General features: G+C 60.3%; 12 protein-coding genes. 1 reads left to right on the top strand and 11 read right to left on the bottom strand.

Translation table 11 applies throughout. The annotated features are described in order from the left end of the window. Positions 1-72 precede the first annotated feature (72 nt). The 11 genes from KJY40_RS28215 to betI all read right to left on the bottom strand — a co-directional run bounded on the left by KJY40_RS28215 (position 73) and on the right by betI (position 13,608). Positions 73-1,251, bottom strand: a complete 1,179-nt coding sequence (locus tag KJY40_RS28215) for a BaiN/RdsA family NAD(P)/FAD-dependent oxidoreductase (RefSeq protein WP_230733949.1) — start codon at positions 1,249-1,251, stop codon at positions 73-75. 188 nt (positions 1,252-1,439) lie between these two features. Then, on the bottom strand, positions 1,440-2,825 hold the full coding sequence (gene dbpA / locus KJY40_RS28210; protein ID WP_007959732.1) for an ATP-dependent RNA helicase DbpA: 1,386 nt from the start codon (positions 2,823-2,825) through the stop codon (positions 1,440-1,442). Positions 2,826-2,882: 57 nt separating this feature from the next. After that, positions 2,883-4,310: a multidrug transporter subunit MdtD gene (gene mdtD, locus KJY40_RS28205; protein ID WP_230733948.1), complete on the bottom strand. Its 1,428-nt coding sequence runs from the start codon at positions 4,308-4,310 to the stop codon at positions 2,883-2,885. Between the two features lie 64 nt (positions 4,311-4,374). Beyond that, positions 4,375-5,712, bottom strand: a complete 1,338-nt coding sequence (locus tag KJY40_RS28200) for a TldD/PmbA family protein (protein WP_007959735.1) — start codon at positions 5,710-5,712, stop codon at positions 4,375-4,377. Then, a complete protein-coding gene (locus KJY40_RS28195; RefSeq protein ID WP_230733947.1) occupies positions 5,712-7,154 on the bottom strand; it encodes a TldD/PmbA family protein in 1,443 nt (480 codons plus the stop codon). The genes KJY40_RS28200 and KJY40_RS28195 overlap by 1 nt, the downstream gene beginning before the upstream one ends. A gap of 219 nt (positions 7,155-7,373) precedes the next feature. Then, on the bottom strand, positions 7,374-7,718 hold the full coding sequence (locus KJY40_RS28190) for an AzlD domain-containing protein (RefSeq protein ID WP_064380199.1): 345 nt from the start codon (positions 7,716-7,718) through the stop codon (positions 7,374-7,376). Then, complete coding sequence (locus KJY40_RS28185) at positions 7,715-8,440, bottom strand: AzlC family ABC transporter permease (RefSeq protein WP_230733946.1); 726 nt, start codon at positions 8,438-8,440, stop codon at positions 7,715-7,717. The genes KJY40_RS28190 and KJY40_RS28185 overlap by 4 nt, the downstream gene beginning before the upstream one ends. Then, complete coding sequence (locus tag KJY40_RS28180; RefSeq protein WP_230733945.1) at positions 8,440-9,438, bottom strand: hypothetical protein; 999 nt, start codon at positions 9,436-9,438, stop codon at positions 8,440-8,442. Before KJY40_RS28180 ends, KJY40_RS28185 begins: the two co-directional genes overlap by 1 nt. 184 nt (positions 9,439-9,622) lie before the next feature. Beyond that, the gene (gene betA, locus KJY40_RS28175) at positions 9,623-11,326 is read right to left on the bottom strand and encodes a choline dehydrogenase (protein WP_230733944.1); all 1,704 of its coding nucleotides are present in this window, start codon (positions 11,324-11,326) and stop codon (positions 9,623-9,625) included. A 107-nt stretch (positions 11,327-11,433) separates the two neighbouring features. Further along, positions 11,434-12,906 carry a betaine-aldehyde dehydrogenase gene (betB, locus tag KJY40_RS28170; RefSeq protein ID WP_085746649.1) on the bottom strand — a complete coding sequence of 491 codons (1,473 nt, stop codon included), beginning with the start codon at positions 12,904-12,906 and terminating at the stop codon, positions 11,434-11,436. A gap of 108 nt (positions 12,907-13,014) precedes the next feature. Then, positions 13,015-13,608 carry a transcriptional regulator BetI gene (gene betI, locus KJY40_RS28165; RefSeq protein WP_230733943.1) on the bottom strand — a complete coding sequence of 198 codons (594 nt, stop codon included), beginning with the start codon at positions 13,606-13,608 and terminating at the stop codon, positions 13,015-13,017. 482 nt (positions 13,609-14,090) lie between these two features. On the opposite strand from betI, the gene KJY40_RS28160 reads away from it, so the two are divergent. Next, positions 14,091-16,031, top strand: a complete 1,941-nt coding sequence (locus KJY40_RS28160; protein ID WP_230737772.1) for a BCCT family transporter — start codon at positions 14,091-14,093, stop codon at positions 16,029-16,031. The last annotated feature ends 68 nt before the right edge of the window (positions 16,032-16,099 follow it).

The following is a 16,099-nucleotide window of genomic DNA, read 5'->3' as shown; positions in this document are numbered from 1 at the left end:
AGCCAGTAATGACGCCGACGCAATGGCGCCGATCACATCTGACAGCAAAAAGTGTTCCGCACGGCCTTCAAGTCAGACGTATTGCGCTGCCGCGTAACCCGATGCCCACGCCCACTGGAAGTTGAAACCACCCAGATGCCCGGTGACATCCAGCACTTCACCGACAAAGTACAGACCCGGGCTTTTCAGTGATTCCATGGTCTTGGAGGAGACTTCGCGGGTGTCGACGCCACCCAGCGTTACCTCGGCGGTGCGGTAACCTTCGGTGCCGGCCGGGACGACTTTCCAGCTGCCCAGCTTCTCGGCGATGTCCGCCAGTTCGGCGTGGGTGTACTGCTTCATCGGTTTGGAGACGAACCAGTTGTCGGCCAGCAGGTTGGCCATCTTCTTGGTGAAGATTTCGCCGAGCAGGGTTTTCAGCTCGCTGTTCGGACGCTCGGTGGTCTGCTGTTGCAGCCAGCTCGCGGCGTCGTGATCGGGCAGCAGGTTGATCTCCACCGTGTCACCCGGCTCCCAGAAGGAAGAAATCTGCAGAATCGCCGGACCGCTCAGGCCACGGTGAGTGAACAGGATGTTCTCGCGAAAGCTCTGATCATTGCAGCTGACCAGACAATCCACCGAGGTGCCGGACAGTTCGGTGCACAACTCCTTGAGTTGATCGGTGATGGTGAACGGCACCAGCCCGGCGCGGGTCGGCAGCAGTTCGTGGCCGAACTGTTTGGCGACCTGATAGCCGAAACCGGTCGCGCCGAGGGTCGGGATCGACAGGCCGCCGGTGGCGATCACCAGCGACTGGCACTGGATCTGGCCGAGGGTGGTGTCGAGCAGGTAACCGCCTTCGACCTTCTCGATGGTCTGGATCGAGGTGTCGAGGTGCAGGTTGACGCCGACCTGATCGCACTCGTCCAGCAGCATGCCGAGGATGTCGCTGGATTTGTTATCGCAGAACAACTGGCCGAGTTTCTTCTCGTGGTACGGCACGCCGTGCTTGGCGACCATGCCGATGAAGTCCCACTGGGTGTAGCGGGCCAGCGCGGATTTGCAGAAGTGCGCATTCTGCGAGAGAAAATTGCCCGGTTCGGTGTACATGTTGGTGAAGTTGCAGCGCCCACCGCCGGACATCAGGATTTTCTTGCCGGCCTTGTTCGCGTGGTCGAGCAGCATGACCTGACGCCCGCGCCCGGCGGCGGTCAGTGCACACATCAACCCTGCGGCGCCAGCGCCAATGATCACGACTTCGGTAGAGCGCAAAACGGTGTCCTCACAAAGTATTCAAAATTCACCGAAGACCAATGTGGGAGCGGCGGTGCGACGGTTCGACTTGCCCGCGAAGAGGCCAGAACATTCAACATGGAAGTCGTCTGTCAGTCCGTCATCGCGGGCAAGTCGAACCGTCGCACCGCCGCTCCCACAGGGATCTACTTTGGATGGTAGATCGTTTACAAAACGCGAACGCGCAGCGAACGGCCCTTGATCTTGCCGTTGTTCAAACGCTGCAGCGCCTGCATGACCACGGTGCGTTCAACAGCCACATAGGACTGGAAGTCGAAGATCGCGATCTTGCCGACCTGAGCGCCCGGAATGCCGGCCTCACCGGTCAGTGCACCAAGAATGTCGCCCGGACGCACCTTGTCCTTGCGCCCGCCAGCGATGCACAGCGTGCTCATCGGCGGTTGCAGCGGGGCACCGCCCTGGGATTTGAGGTTGTCCACCTGATCCCAGTTCAGCGGGGTTTTCTGCAGTTGTTCGATGGCTTGCGCGCGGTGCGCTTCCGACGGCGCAACGAGGCTGACCGCAATACCTTTCTCGCCGGCACGACCGGTACGGCCGACGCGGTGAATGTGGATTTCCGAATCGCGGGCCAGTTCGACGTTGATCACCATGTCCAGTGCATCGATGTCCAGACCACGGGCGGCAACGTCAGTGGCAACCAGCACCGAAGTACTGCGGTTGGCGAACATCGCCAGCACCTGATCGCGGTCACGCTGTTCCAGATCGCCGTGCAGGCCGACGGCGGAAATGCCTTTGGACGTCAGGTGATCGACGGTTTCCTGCACTTGCTGCTTGGTGAAGCAGAACGCTACGGTGGAGGCCGGACGGAAGTGGTGCAGGACCTTGGTCACCGCGCTCATGCGCTCTTCCGGGGAAATCTCGTAGAAGCGCTGTTCGATCTGGGTGTCGTCGTGGAACGCTTCGGCCTTGACCGTTTGCGGGTCACGCATGAACTTCGACGCCAGTTGCTTGATGCCCACCGGGTAGGTGGCCGAGAACAGCAGGGTCTGACGGCGGGCCGGGGTTTGCTCGATGATGTCTTCGATGGCGTCGTAGAAACCCATGTCGAGCATGCGGTCGGCTTCGTCGAGGATCAGCGTGTTCAGGCCGTCGAGGACCAGCGAACCCTTGCGCAGGTGTTGCTGGATGCGGCCCGGAGTGCCGACGATGATGTGCGCGCCGTGCTCCAGCGAGCCGATCTGCGGGCCGAACGACACGCCGCCGCACAGGGTCAGGACCTTGATGTTGTCTTCGGCACGGGCCAGACGACGGATTTCCTTGGCGACCTGGTCAGCCAGCTCACGGGTCGGGCAAATCACCAGCGCCTGGCAACCGAAGTAGCGCGGATTGATCGGGTTCAGCAGGCCGATGCCGAACGCGGCGGTCTTGCCGCTGCCGGTCTTGGCCTGGGCGATCAGGTCCATCCCCTTGAGGATCACCGGCAAGCTCTGCGCCTGGATCGGCGTCATCTGGGCATAACCGAGGGAGTCGAGGTTAGCCAGCATGGCGGCGGACAGCGGCAAAGTATTAAAAGCGGTGGCGATGGTGGTCACGGGACTGGCCTGCAAAACAAAATGTCGCGCAGTGTACCAGCCCGGTGGCCAATAGCCCTAAGACTCGATGTGCTCTTCCGGACGTCTGACGCGCCGTCCGTCATTCTTGGAGAGCTGGGAGAAAATCGTCGCGGCCAGCATCGCCATGATCCCAACGGTCACGAACGTGAGCTGAAACGCGCCCAACACGGTTTCAACGCCGTCATTGCCGATCTCTGCCGTAAAGCCGCCGAGCAGCGCCCCGGCGCACGCCACGCCGAGACTCAGCGACAACTGCGCCACCACCGACAGCAGGCTGTTGCCGCTGCTGGCGCTGGCGTCGTCGAGGTCGATCAGGGTCACGGTGTTCATTGCGGTGAATTGCAGCGAGTTGATCGCCCCGAGAATCGCCAGCAGGCACAGCAGCAGCCAGTATGGCGTCTGCTCGCTGACCAGGCCCATGCTCGCCAGCATGATCCCCAGAAGCAGGGTGTTGCCGGTCAGCACGATGCGATAGCCCAAGCGCTCGATCAGTGGCCGCGCGCCCCACTTGGCGACCATCGCCGCAGCGGCCAAAGGCAACATGCTCATCCCGGCCTGGGACGGCGAATAACCCAGCGCCACTTGCAGCAGCAACGGCACCAGAAACGGCAGGGCGCCGCTGCCCAGACGGGCGAACAGGTTGCCGAGAATGCCGACCGCGAAGGTGCGGGTCTTGAACAGCGACGGCGCGAACAGCGGGTTTTCAATGTGCCCGGCGCGCAACCAGTACGCCGCCAGACACGCCATGCCGCCGAACAGCAACAGCATCACCCGCAGGTGCGGCAGGTGCAGTTCGCCGAGGCCTTCCATGGCGATGGTGATCAGCACCATCGCCGCGCCGAACAGCAGGAAACCCAGGCTATCAAAGCGCGTGCGCTCGGTGCCGCGCAGGTCGGGGATGAACTTCCACACCGCGTAGCAACCGATGACGCCGACCGGCAGGTTGATCAGGAAGATCCAGTGCCACGTCAGGTATTCGACCATCCAGCCGCCCATGGTCGGGCCGATCAGCGGGCCGAGCAGGCCGGGAATGGTGATGAAACCCATGATCCGCACCAGTTCCGAACGCGGGTAGGCGCGCAGCACCACCAGGCGCCCGACCGGCAGCATCAGCGCACCGCCGAGGCCCTGGATCACGCGCGCGCCGATCAGCATGCTCAGGCTGCTCGACAAGGCGCACAGCAGCGAGCCGAGGCTGAACAGCAGGATCGCGCCGAAGAAGATTTTCTTGGTGCCGAAGCGGTCGGCGATCCAGCCCGAGGCCGGAATCAGCAGGGCCACGGTGAGCATGTAGGCGATGATCACGCCCTGCATGCGCAGCGGGTCTTCGGCCAGATCCCTGGCCATGGCCGGCAGGGCGGTGTTGAGGATGGTCCCGTCGAGGGACTGCATGAAGAAAGCGATGGCGACGACCCACGGCAACCAGCGGGCGGTGATGGCGTCGAGAGGCGGGCGGTTGGGCATGGAACCTCTTGTGGTGTGGGGCAGTGGATGATCGTTCCCGCGCAAGGCGCGGGAACGATTTGTATCAGAGGGTCAGGGTCAATCGGCTCACCAGCGCCCCCGGCAACAGCGCCGAGGAGGTATTGCGCTGGCTGTAGGTGCTCGCCGACAGCAGCAACTCGCGCTCGGCGGTCAACGCTTCCAGCTGCGAACCCAGCAGGCTGTAGGCGCTGTCGTCGAAACGCATGGTGCTGACCGGCGCCTGAATCTCGCCGTTCTCTACCCAGAACGTGGCAAACCGGGTCATGCCGGTCAGTCGCGCCGCCGGTTGATCGGAGAAGTTCAGGTACCACAGATTGCTGATGTACAACCCGGTGCCCAACTGTTTGAGGATCTCGGCCTGCGGCAGATCGCCTGCGCCCATGTTCAGCGCGCTCGGCGATTCGCCACCGCCGGCACCGTTGGCTGTCAGACCGTATTCGGCAGCACTGCGCGAACCCACCAACTGATCACCCGCTTTGCCTTCGATGATCAACCGCAGATCGCTACGCGGGTAACCTTCGCCGGAGAACGCCGGACTCAGCGAGTCGCTGACTTTTTCGTCGAGGGACACCAGCGGGCTGAACGCCTGATCGCCGGCATACAACTTCTGCAACGGGCTGCTTTTGCTGGCAATCGACTGCGCCGAGAAACCGCCCCAGCACAGCATGCCCATGATTTCTTCCAGGGCTGCGGGTGCCAGATAGGCGCGGTATTGGCCGGGTGGCAGGGTGCGCAGTGGGCGACCGAGAAACTCGAGTTGTTCGCGGGCCTGCTGGATGCGTTTGGCGAAGTCTTCGCTGTTCCAGTCATGCCCGGCGTAGCTGGCCTTCACCGCTTCGCCGTTCTCGTGGAACAGGCTGAAGTCGAAGTTGAAACTGTTGGCCTGATGCCAGCCGAATGCGCCGGAAGAGCTGGCAAAACCACGACTGATCGGGCCGGCAGCGTAGAAACCGACCAGATCCAGACCTTCGGCCGCCTGGGCGATTTCAGCCACCACTTGCTCGGTGTCCGGCAGCGGATGTTCCTGCACGTTCTTGCTCTGCCAGCCGTTGTGGTTGAGCAGCAGGTACGGATCCTGCGGCAGCAGCGGCAGGGTTTCGCGCAGTTGCTGCAAGCCTTCGGCGAGGCGTTGCAAGTCGGTGGCCTGCTCACCGGACAGGGTGATGTGCAGGTCGGCATGGCGACCGTCGTCGATCAGTTTCAGGCCGATACCGGCTTGCTGCACTTGCCCGGCCTGACGCACCTTGGCGTGGTTGAAACGGACGAAGGCCGACGATTCGGCGTCGTAACTCAGGGTGAACTGTTCCGGCTCGCGCACGGCATCACGCAGCCAGTTGACCAGCACCTTGAACGCCTCGGACGGGTTCTTGGAAATACTCATCAGGCGTCTCCCCCAAACACATCAACATTGCTGAACACGCAGGCCGGCGACGCATGGCCGACGCGGATCACCTGGTTCGGTTCGCCCTTGCCGCAGTTTGGCGTGCCCAGCACCTGGGTGGTGCCGGCGTTGCCGACGGCGCGCAGGCTCTTCCAGAAGTGCGCGGAAATGCCCCGGTAGTTCGGGTTTTTCACCACGCCCTTGAGTTCGCCGTTTTCGATCAACTGGCCCCATTCGCAGCCGAACTGGAATTTGTTGCGTGCATCGTCGATCGACCATGAGCGGTTGGTGCTCATCAGGATGCCGTTTTCGATGCCGCCGATCAGTTGCTCCAGCGGCTGGTCGCCCGGCTCGATGTTGAGGTTGGCCATGCGATCGATCGGTGGGCGGTTCCAGCCGCAGGCGCGGCTGTTGGCGACGCCGTCCAGACCCGCGCGGAACTGCGACAGTGCGCCGCCCAACGGACGGACCAGCAGGCCTTCGCGAATCAAAAATTGCTTGCTGGCAGCTGTGCCGTCGTCGTCATGGCCGTAGCTGGCGAGTTCTTCCGGGATGCCCGGATCGAACGTCACGTTGAGCAGTTTCGAGCCGTATTGCAGGCTGCCGAAATCCGAAGCTTTGACGAAACTGGTGCCGGCGTAATTGCGCTCGTCACCGAGGATCCGGTCGAGCTCCAGCGGGTGACCGATAGATTCGTGGATCTGCAGCATCATCTGGTCGGGCATCAGCAGCAAATCACGCGGGCCTTGCGGGGTGTTCGGCGCGAGCAGCAATTGCAGCGCCTGATCGGCGACTTGCGGACCGGCGCCAATCAGGCCGCAGCGGTTGATCACGTCGGCGCCGCCCTGCTGGCCGAAGTTCTCGCGGCCGAGGCTGCGGGTCTGGCTGTCGTTGCCGTCGTAGGCGGTGACGTCCAGGCCCGGGTAGACGAAGCGTTGGGCTTGACGCAATTCGGCGCCGGCGCTGCTCAGGTAGATCTGTTCGACGTGGGTGATGCCGATACTCACTTGCCAATTCACCAGGCGCTCATCCTTTGGCACCGAGGCGGATTCCGCGCCGAGCAGCTCGAAGCATTCGCTCAGGGACGGGAAGGGTTGTTCCAGATTGGGCGAAAAGTAGTCGGCGCGGTCGCTGGACACCGGCTGCTGGCTCAGGTCTAGCAAGGCGTGGGGCTTGATCCGCCGGGCCTGCTGTTCGGCGCGCTCGAGGGCGGCTTGCAGGCCTTGTTGCGACAGGTCATTGGTCGCGGCGTAGGCTTCGACGCCGTTGACGCGAACGGTGAGCATCGCGCCTTCGTCGCGGCTCAGGCTCGGAGGTTCGGCGACGTTCTTGCGCACCGACAGGTACTGGCCGGACTCGCGGACATACCGCAAGGAAAAGAACTCGGCGCCCGTGCGCAAGGCAGCGAAGCGCTGCTTGAGCTGGGGGTGGAAATCGAACATCAGGGAACCTCCTTGTTATGGGAGTAGCGGCGAAGCGGGTTCGGCGGGGAGGGGGTGAAACGATTGGGCGAGGACTAGAGTAGGCCTGCGAGGGGGGAGTATCAAGGGTAGCGCTTGAGAGGGAAATACATTCTGTGAGTGACCGTCATCCCGTCAGGCAAAAGGGGCGTACTTGAGCAAGCGTGTCCAAGGGCCCCTGGTCGGCTCTGCGGTAAAACTTCAGTTATTCAAATAGACGAATGCGAGTACGTAAATCAGCAGGCTGGCAAAGAAACCTGGCAGAATTTTTCGGGTTCTGGCCACGACGACAAATGTTCCGACTAACAGCAGCAGTTTCAGCGCATCCAGAATCTGAAACTGTTGCATCAGACTCGGGCCATCAAGCCTGGCAAATGCCGTGTCATAAATGATCACTCCCAACATCGCTTGGGCGCTGTAACTGACGAAGCGGTAAAAAGAACCTTCGGTACGCGTCAACGCCGTGGTGTTTTTGAAAGCAAACGGTAATGCACGAAATGCAAACGCCGTGATTGCGGCAAAGCCGATCAGCATCCAGAGAGTCATTGCGAATCCGTTCCTTGGCGAGTACGGGTATTTTCAATCATTACGAGCATGCCGCCGATCACAAACGGCGTGATCAGCAAGTTGTAGTCCTTGAAGAGCACCACCAGCAAAGGCGCACCGATGAAACCCAGCCAATAGCTGGAGATTTCCATGTAATGCGGCCAGTGCTTGCCGGCCAATGCAGTGAACTGAAGTGGCAAGAGCATCGTCATGGCGGCTGCAATGACCGGTGAGGCAAAACCTGCGCCGGCCATAAAGCCGATGTAAGTGCAGATGATCGACAAGGCGAAGATGGGTGTGCCTACGCCAACAAAATAAGCGAACGGGAAACTCGTTTTGTGTTTGAAGCGCGTTATGCATGCCGTGAAGATCGAGGGTGTCAGCAGTATCAATGACGCGAGAGTCTTACGCGTCGACGTCTGCTTGAGGTGCGGTGCCAACGTCGCTGAAAGCAAAACGAATCTGACGTTGAGTGCCAGAATAATCGGGATCAGTAACCATCCGTCGTTGTAGTTTTGTATGAGTAGAAACTGTAATGGCGTCGAAAAAATCAACAGGGTCGTTGCCATCGTCTGACTCAACGTCAGCGCTTGGGCAGCGCCCACCATTCCGATGGATAAATACAGAAAGATGAACGCGATGCCGAAGGTGATAGCGTCGCGCCCTCCCGCCTTGAGCGTTTGCGCGAAGGTGGAGTCGGATGAAGATTGGCAGCCGTTCATCAAGCCGCTCCTCGGACAGCCTGTTTTTCGTCCAGCGAGTAATACTGCTTGCGAGGCCCTTTGCTGCGAAACAACAGGCGTGGCGTGGTGGTCAGCGTCGAAGTTGCGGCTTGCGAGCGAACCTCATCGGCACTGATGTTCAGAGTGGGGCGAGCATGCAATATCTTGTTATTGGCAATGATCAGAAACGTGCCGGTCTGCGCTGTGGAGACATTGCACCTGGCAGTGGGTAGCGCTGCACGGATTTTATCCAACACCTCTTGCCCACCGTTGAACGCGCGCATTCGCTCGCCGCTGTGAATGTCGATGCGGAAATCCAGTGCAACCCGGTAGCCATACAGTTCATTGTATTCAACGACATTTCGAACGCGCTCCTTCGAGCCACTGACGTTTTTGCCTGAAACAAAAATCGCCTGCATGCCAAGTAATGTTTGAATTTCTTTATCATCAAGTGATAACAGCAAGTCAGCCGGGAAATAATAGGCGGTGGGCGTGTGTGTAGTGTCTCGGCACACAGTGAGTGCAAGAAAGTCAACGTCCAGGCTTTCATACAAATCATCTGAATGCGGGGTGATGTCGCCATAACCATTACCCCATTCCCTATACTTTTCAGCGGAAGGCTTCAAGTACAGGGCTTTATGGTCTTCATATTCGTACTTTATATCGGTCAAATGGAACAGGTCGGCCAGCGCTTCATGGACGGTGAGGGCAAGCGCAGGGCAGTCAATGGTGAAAATGTTTCTGATACACACGGCGGCGACACCTTTGTTGGTGCCGACCTGATCAAAATAGAGTGTGTCTTCTGGGTGGAGATAATTAAGGAATAAATTTGTAAGTTGTATTTTTAAGGTGTGGAGGTTTTGCTCCTTGTTCTTTTCCCACCACGATTCGATCACGCCGCTTAAATAGCCGAAGTCCAGAGATATGGTTTTTTCTTTAGATAATTCCTGTCGAAACAGGCTGGCGGAAATATTCTCGTTTGCGCAGTTGAGTAACATTGTTCTTCCTTGGTTTGTTTTTTTAAGGCGCGCATTCTAGTGTGTTTGGTTGAGAGGTAAAGTTGGCAATTATTGCGAGTTTTGTTCGATTGAAACTGTACTGTTGAAGAATAGCGAGGGTTAAATAAAAAACCGCCAGCCTCTGAAAGAGGTGGCGGTTTTTAGTGGCGGTGCTAGTTGGTTGTCAGTGAGCGGCCGGCGCTACTTCACGCAGTGCCTTGCCTTTCACCGGCGCATTGCCAGCGACGTAGTACGGCGCCTTGCTGCGCGGCAGCGGCTGACGGCCACGGATCTTGTCGGCGATTTTCTCGGCCATCATGATCGTCGGGGCGTTCAGGTTGCCGGTGGTGATGATCGGCATGATCGAGGCATCGACCACACGCAGACCCTGCATGCCATGCACGCGGCCTTCGCCATCCACTACCGCCATGTCGTCGGTGCCCATCTTGCACGAGCAGGACGGGTGGAACGCGGTTTCGGCGTGCTCGCGGATGAACTTGTCCAACTGCTCATCGGTTTGCACTTCGATGCCCGGGCTGATTTCACGGCCACGGAAAGCGTCCAGTGCAGGCTGTTGCATGATTTCACGGGTCAGGCGGATGCCGTCGCGGAATTCCTGCCAGTCCTGCTCGGTGGCCATGTAGTTGAACAGGATGCTCGGGTGCTGGCGCGGATCCTTGGATTTGACCTGGATGCGACCGCGGCTCGGCGAACGCATGGAACCCATGTGCGCCTGGAAACCGTGCTCTTTCACACCGTTGCTGCCGTTGTAGTTAATCGCGACCGGCAAGAAGTGGTACTGAATGTTCGGCCATTCGAACTCTTCGCGAGTACGGATGAAACCGCCGGCTTCGAACTGGTTGCTGGCGCCGATGCCGGTGCCGTTGAACAGCCACTCGGCACCGATGGCCGGCTGGTTGTACCAGAGCAGCGACGGGTACAGCGAGACCGGTTGGGTGCAAGCGTATTGCAGGTACAGCTCGAGGTGATCCTGCAGGTTTTCGCCGACGCCTGGCAGGTCGTGAACGACCGGGATGTCGAGGCTTTCCAGCAGTTTTGCCGGGCCGACGCCGGAGCGTTGCAGCAGTTGCGGCGAAGCGATCGCGCCGGAGCAGACGATGACTTCTTTGCGGGCACGGGCTTCAACACGTTCTTCAGCGGCGCCGACCAGGTAACGCACGCCAACGGCACGCTTGCCTTCGAACAGAACCTTGTCGGTCAGGGCGTGAGTGACGATGGTCAGGGTCGAACGCTTCTTGGCCACGTCCAGGTAACCACGGGCGGTGGAAGCACGACGGCCTTTCGGCGTCACGGTGCGGTCCATCGGGCCGAAGCCTTCCTGCTGGTAGCCGTTGAGGTCTTCGGTGCGCGGGTAACCGGCCTGCACGCCGGCTTCAACCATGGCGTGGAACAGCGGGTTGTTGCCCGCTTTTGGCGTGGTCACGCTGACCGGGCCGTCGCCACCGTGGTAGTCGTTCGGGCCGATGTCGCGGGTTTCCGCTTTGCGGAAGTACGGCAGGCAGTCGAGGTAGGTCCAGTCTTCCAGGCCTGGCAGTTTCGCCCAGCCGTCGTAGTCCATCGCGTTGCCACGGATGTAGCACATGCCGTTGATCAGCGAGGAACCGCCGAGGCCCTTGCCGCGACCGCATTCCATCCGGCGACCGTCCATGTGTGGCTCTGGATCGGTTTCGTACGCCCAGTTGTAGCGACGGCCTTGCAGCGGGAATGCCAGAGCGGCCGGCATTTGCGTGCGGAAGTCGAATCGGTAGTCCGGGCCACCGGCTTCGAGCAGCAGGACAGTGACGCCTTCGTCTTCAGTCAGACGGGTCGCCAGGGTGTTACCGGCAGAGCCGGCACCGACGATGATGTAATCGAATTCTTGGGACATTGAATGCACCCTCTTTGAAGTTGGTCAGGTCAGACAGCCAGCGCTTCCCTTGTGGGAGCGGGCTTGCCCGCGAAGGCGGCTTCGCGGGCAGCACACAATGGCGGGTCTTAGAACACCGAGACGTAATCGCCCAGCTCGACCTGTACCGATTTGATGCGAGTGAAGTTGTTCAGCGAGCTGATGCCGTTCTCACGGCCGACGCCCGACTGCTTGTAACCGCCAACCGGCATTTTTGCGTCGGACTCGCCCCAGGCGTTGATCCAGCAGATACCGGCTTCCAGTTGATGAATCACGCGGTGGGCGCGGTTCAGGTCGCGGGTGACGATACCGGCGGCCAGGCCGAAGTCGGTGTCGTTGGCGCGGCGGATCACTTCTTCTTCGGTTTCGTAGGTCAGGATCGCCATCACCGGGCCGAAGATTTCTTCACGGACGATGGTCATGTCGTCGGTGCAGTCGGTGAACACGGTCGGAGCCACGAACGCGCCCTTGGCGAATTCGCCGTCGGTCAGACGTTCGCCGCCGCACAGAACGCGGGCGCCTTCTTCTTTACCCTTGGCGATGTAACCCAGCACGCTTTCCATGTGCGGGAAGCTGACCAGCGGGCCGAAGTTGGTGTTTTCGTCTTCCGGGTTGCCAACGCGGATGCGCGCAACGCGCTCGACGATCTTGGCTTCGAAAGCGGCTTTCAGGTGGCTCGGCACGAACACGCGAGTGCCGTTGGTGCAGACCTGACCGGAGCTGTAGAAGTTGGCCATCATGGCGGTGTCGGCGGCGCGATCCAGGTCGGCGTCGTCGCAGATGATCAGCGGGGACTTGCCGCCCAGTTCCATGGTCACGTCTTTGAGCGACGAAGCCGAAGCGCTGGCCATGACCTTCTTGCCGGTGTCGGTGCCGCCGGTGAAGGAGATTTTCTCGATGCGCGGGTGCTCGGTCAGCCAGGTGCCGACTTCACGGCCGCTGCCGGTCAGCACGTTGAACACGCCGTTCGGAACGCCGGCTTCGGTGTAGATCTCGGCCAGTTTCAGGGTGGTCAGCGAGGTGACTTCGCTTGGCTTGAAGATCATCGCGTTACCGGCCGCCAGGGCTGGCGCGGATTTCCACAGAGCGATCTGGATCGGGTAGTTCCACGCGCCGATACCGGCGACAACGCCCAGCGGCTCGCGACGGGTGTAGACGAAGGAAGTGTCACGCAGCGGGATCTGCTCGCCTTCGATGGCGGGTACCAGGCCTGCGTAGTATTCCAGCACGTCGGCGCCGGTGACGATGTCGACGTACTTGGTTTCGGAGAAGGCTTTACCGGTGTCCAGGGTTTCCAGGGCAGCCAGTTCATCGTTGCGCTCGCGCAGGATGTCGACGGCGCGACGCAGGATGCGCGAACGCTCCATGGCGGTCATCGCGGCCCAGATTTTCTGGCCCTTTTCAGCGCTGACCACCGCACGCTCGACGTCTTCCTTGGTCGCACGTTGCACTTGTGCGAGGACTTCACCGTTAGCCGGGTTGATGGCTTCGAAGGTGGCATCGCTGCCGGCGTCGGAGTACGCGCCATCGATGTAGAGTTTTTGCAGTTCGAAACGGGCCATAGTGTCCTCGCAAGTGCATAAGTGGTTGGCGTTGATCACCGGGTGAGCCATGTAGCTGTGGCATCACTGGTCGGTGACAGTTCAGGGGCCGAGCGTTTTCTCTGTGCTCTAGCTCACCTGCTTGGCCAATTGGAAATCCATGTATTCGTAAGCGATCTGTTGCGCCTGCGCAGTGTCGAAAGCGTCTCCCGACAGCGCGCCGCGCAACCACAAGCCGTCGATCAGAGCTGCCAGTCCACGGGCGGCGGTGCGCGCATCTTCGAGCGGCAACACACGGCGGAACTCGCAGCACAGGTTGGAATACAGACGGTGATCGTTGATCCGCTGCAACCTGTGCAAAGACGGCTGGTGCATGCTGGTGGCCCAGAAGGCCAGCCAGGTTTTCATTGCCGGGCCATTGACCTGGCTGGCGTCGAAGTTGCCTTCGATGATCACCTGCAGATGCGCCCGGGGGCTGCTGTCTGCCAGCGCCTGACGGCGCGCGGTGACGCTCTCGCTGAGGGCGGTCATCAGATACCGCATCGTGGCGGCGATCAGGCCATTCTTGTCCTGAAAATAGTGACTGATGATGCCATTCGAGACACCGGCCAAACGGGCGATCAGCGCAATGCTGGCGTCCCCCATTCCGACCTGATCAACCACCTGCAAAGTGGCTTCGATCAATTGTTGGCGGCGGATGGGTTGCATACCGACCTTGGGCATCTTGCACATCTCCTTAGGCCTTCCGACGGGCGATGAACGCCTGGCGGATTGACGGCCAGTCTATTTTGTTTTGATTGAACGTTCAATCAACAAAGAATAAGATCTGCGACAAATCGTCGCTGCCTACAGATTTTTTCTACGTGTAAGTGGCGATAAACCGACATCCGAAAATGCTCGAAACCTGCGCGGGGCAAGGCGCGGTTCGACGTTCGATGGACGTGTTGAATGGGCAAGGCGCTCAAGGCCAGGTTTCGGATGAACGTCCATGCCTCGGCCACGACGGCGATTCGCGGTGCCATCTCTGCAGGTTCGGGCTTTTTTCGGGGTGTCTTTATATCACCCGCCGGTCGGCTGCCAACTAACCGATTGGTCGGGTTCCGTGTTGCCTTGTGTTCTTCTCTCGCACTGCCTGGAGCATTTGTGCCATGAGTTCTGCCTCGCTTATAAAGACCCCGCCCGAGAAGGTGACGGTCAACGGTTGGGTGTTCTACACCTCGACCGCGCTGATTCTGTTGTTGACCGCCATTCTGATCATTGCCCCGCAAGAGGCCGGCAGAATGCTGGGAGTGGCTCAGGCCTGGTTGTCCCGCAGCTTCGGCTGGTACTACATGGTGGTGATCGCCGCTTACCTGGTGTTCGTGGTGGGCCTGGCGTTTTCCTCCTACGGCAAACTCAAACTGGGTAGCAAGGACGACACCCCGGATTTCAGCTACGGCGCTTGGGCGGGGATGCTGTTCTCGTCGGGTATCGGTATTTCGCTGTTGTACTTCGGCGCCTCCGAGCCGCTGGATCACTACTTCAATCCGCCGGAAGGCGCGTCCGCTACCAACCTGGCGGCACGTCAGGCTGTTCAGCTGACTTTCCTGCACTGGGGCCTGCACGGCTGGGCGATCTACGCGCTGGTCGGTCTGGCCGTGGCCTATTTCGCTTACCGTCATAACCAGCCGCTGGCGCTGCGTTCGGCGCTGTATCCGCTGGTGGGCGAGCGTTGGGTCAAGGGCGCTGCCGGTCATGCGGTGGACGGCTTCGGCATGTTCGTGACCCTGCTGGGTCTGGTGACCAACCTGGGGATCGGCTCGCTGCAAGTGTCCTCGGGCCTGGAAAACCTGTTCGGCATGGAACACAGCAACACCAACCTGCTGATCGTGATCATCGTGATGAGCACCGTGGCGACCATCGCTGCCGTGTCCGGTGTGGAAAACGGCATCCGTCGTCTGTCCAACCTCAACATCATCCTGTTCAGCGGCTTGCTGATTTTCGTCCTGCTGTTCGGCCCGACCCTGCACCTGCTCAACGGCTTTGTGCAGAACATCGGCGACTACCTCAACGGCGTGGTGCTGAAGACTTTCGACCTGTACGTCTATGAAGGCGACAGTGAGAAGTCCGACCGCTGGTTGGGTCTGTGGACTCTGTTCTACTGGGCGTGGTGGATTTCCTGGGCCCCATTCGTCGGCATGTTCATCGCGCGTATTTCCCGTGGTCGTACCGTGCGCGAACTGGTGGCTGGCGTGCTGCTGATTCCGCTGGGTTTCACCCTGGCGTGGCTGTCGATCTTCGGTAACTCGGCGCTGGATCTGGTGATGAACCAGGGCGCGGTGGAACTCGGCAAGACGGCGTTGGAACAGCCGTCGATGGCGATCTATCAGTTGCTGGAACACTACCCGGCGTCGAAAGTCGTGATCGGCGTGTCGATCTTCGTTGGCTTCGTGCTGTTCCTGACCCCGGCCGACTCCGGCGCGGTGATGATGGCGAACCTGTCCTGCAAGGGCGGCAACGTCGACGAAGACGCCCCGCACTGGCTGCGGATCTTCTGGTCGGTCGTGATCACGCTGGTGACCATCGGCCTGCTGTTCGCCGGTAACTTCGAAGCCATGCAGACCATGGTGGTGCTGGCCGGTCTGCCGTTCTCGGTGGTGCTGGTGTGCTTCATGTTCGGCCTGCACAAGGCGATGCGTCAGGACATGCAGATCGAACAGGAGCAGGCGCAACTGGCTGAACGCGGTCGTCGTGGTTTCAGCGAGCGCCTGACCCAGCTGGATCTGCAACCGAGCCAGTCGGTGGTTCAGCGCTTCATGGACAAACACGTCAGCCCGGCGCTGGAAGATGCCGCTGCGCAAATGCGTGCACAGGGTCTGGAAGTGCAGACGCTGCTGGGCAAGTCCAAGCGTTGCATGGGCGTGCGGGTCGAGATGGAAGAGGGCAACCCTTTTGTCTACGAAGTGAGCCTGGACGGCTATCTGGCGACCCCGAGCGAGTCGGTCCAGTCCGATGAAGCGCGCCAGCGTTTCTACCGCGCCGAGGTGTACCTGCACAACGGCAGCCAGGACTACGACCTGATGGGCTTCACACAGGATCAGATCACGCGTGATGTGCTCGATCAGTTTGAAAGCCATCGGCAGCTCCTTGGCCGGGTCTATAGCTGAGTTGTGAAGTGATCAATCCCACGGGATGCGTGGGATTGATGAAAACAAAAACGCCGCGATCCTCTCGC

This window comes from Pseudomonas fitomaticsae, from assembly GCF_021018765.1.
GTDB lineage: Bacteria > Pseudomonadota > Gammaproteobacteria > Pseudomonadales > Pseudomonadaceae > Aquipseudomonas > Aquipseudomonas fitomaticsae.
The sequence above is the reverse complement of the archived record's forward strand: the minus strand, read 5'-3'. Positions and strand labels throughout refer to the sequence as shown.

What these genes read in the sequence shown, in the direction of transcription:
- mdtD (WP_230733948.1), bottom strand. Translation starts at nt 4,310, where the DNA reads ATGCCCAACCGCCCGCCTCTCGACGCCATCACCGCCCGCTGGTTGCCG.
- KJY40_RS28200 (WP_007959735.1), bottom strand. Translation starts at nt 5,712, where the DNA reads ATGAGTATTTCCAAGAACCCGTCCGAGGCGTTCAAGGTGCTGGTCAAC.
- KJY40_RS28195 (WP_230733947.1), bottom strand. Translation starts at nt 7,154, where the DNA reads ATGTTCGATTTCCACCCCCAGCTCAAGCAGCGCTTCGCTGCCTTGCGC.
- KJY40_RS28190 (WP_064380199.1), bottom strand. Translation starts at nt 7,718, where the DNA reads ATGACTCTCTGGATGCTGATCGGCTTTGCCGCAATCACGGCGTTTGCA.
- KJY40_RS28185 (WP_230733946.1), bottom strand. Translation starts at nt 8,440, where the DNA reads ATGAACGGCTGCCAATCTTCATCCGACTCCACCTTCGCGCAAACGCTC.
- KJY40_RS28180 (WP_230733945.1), bottom strand. Translation starts at nt 9,438, where the DNA reads ATGTTACTCAACTGCGCAAACGAGAATATTTCCGCCAGCCTGTTTCGA.
- betA (WP_230733944.1), bottom strand. Translation starts at nt 11,326, where the DNA reads ATGTCCCAAGAATTCGATTACATCATCGTCGGTGCCGGCTCTGCCGGT.
- betB (WP_085746649.1), bottom strand. Translation starts at nt 12,906, where the DNA reads ATGGCCCGTTTCGAACTGCAAAAACTCTACATCGATGGCGCGTACTCC.
- betI (WP_230733943.1), bottom strand. Translation starts at nt 13,608, where the DNA reads ATGCCCAAGGTCGGTATGCAACCCATCCGCCGCCAACAATTGATCGAA.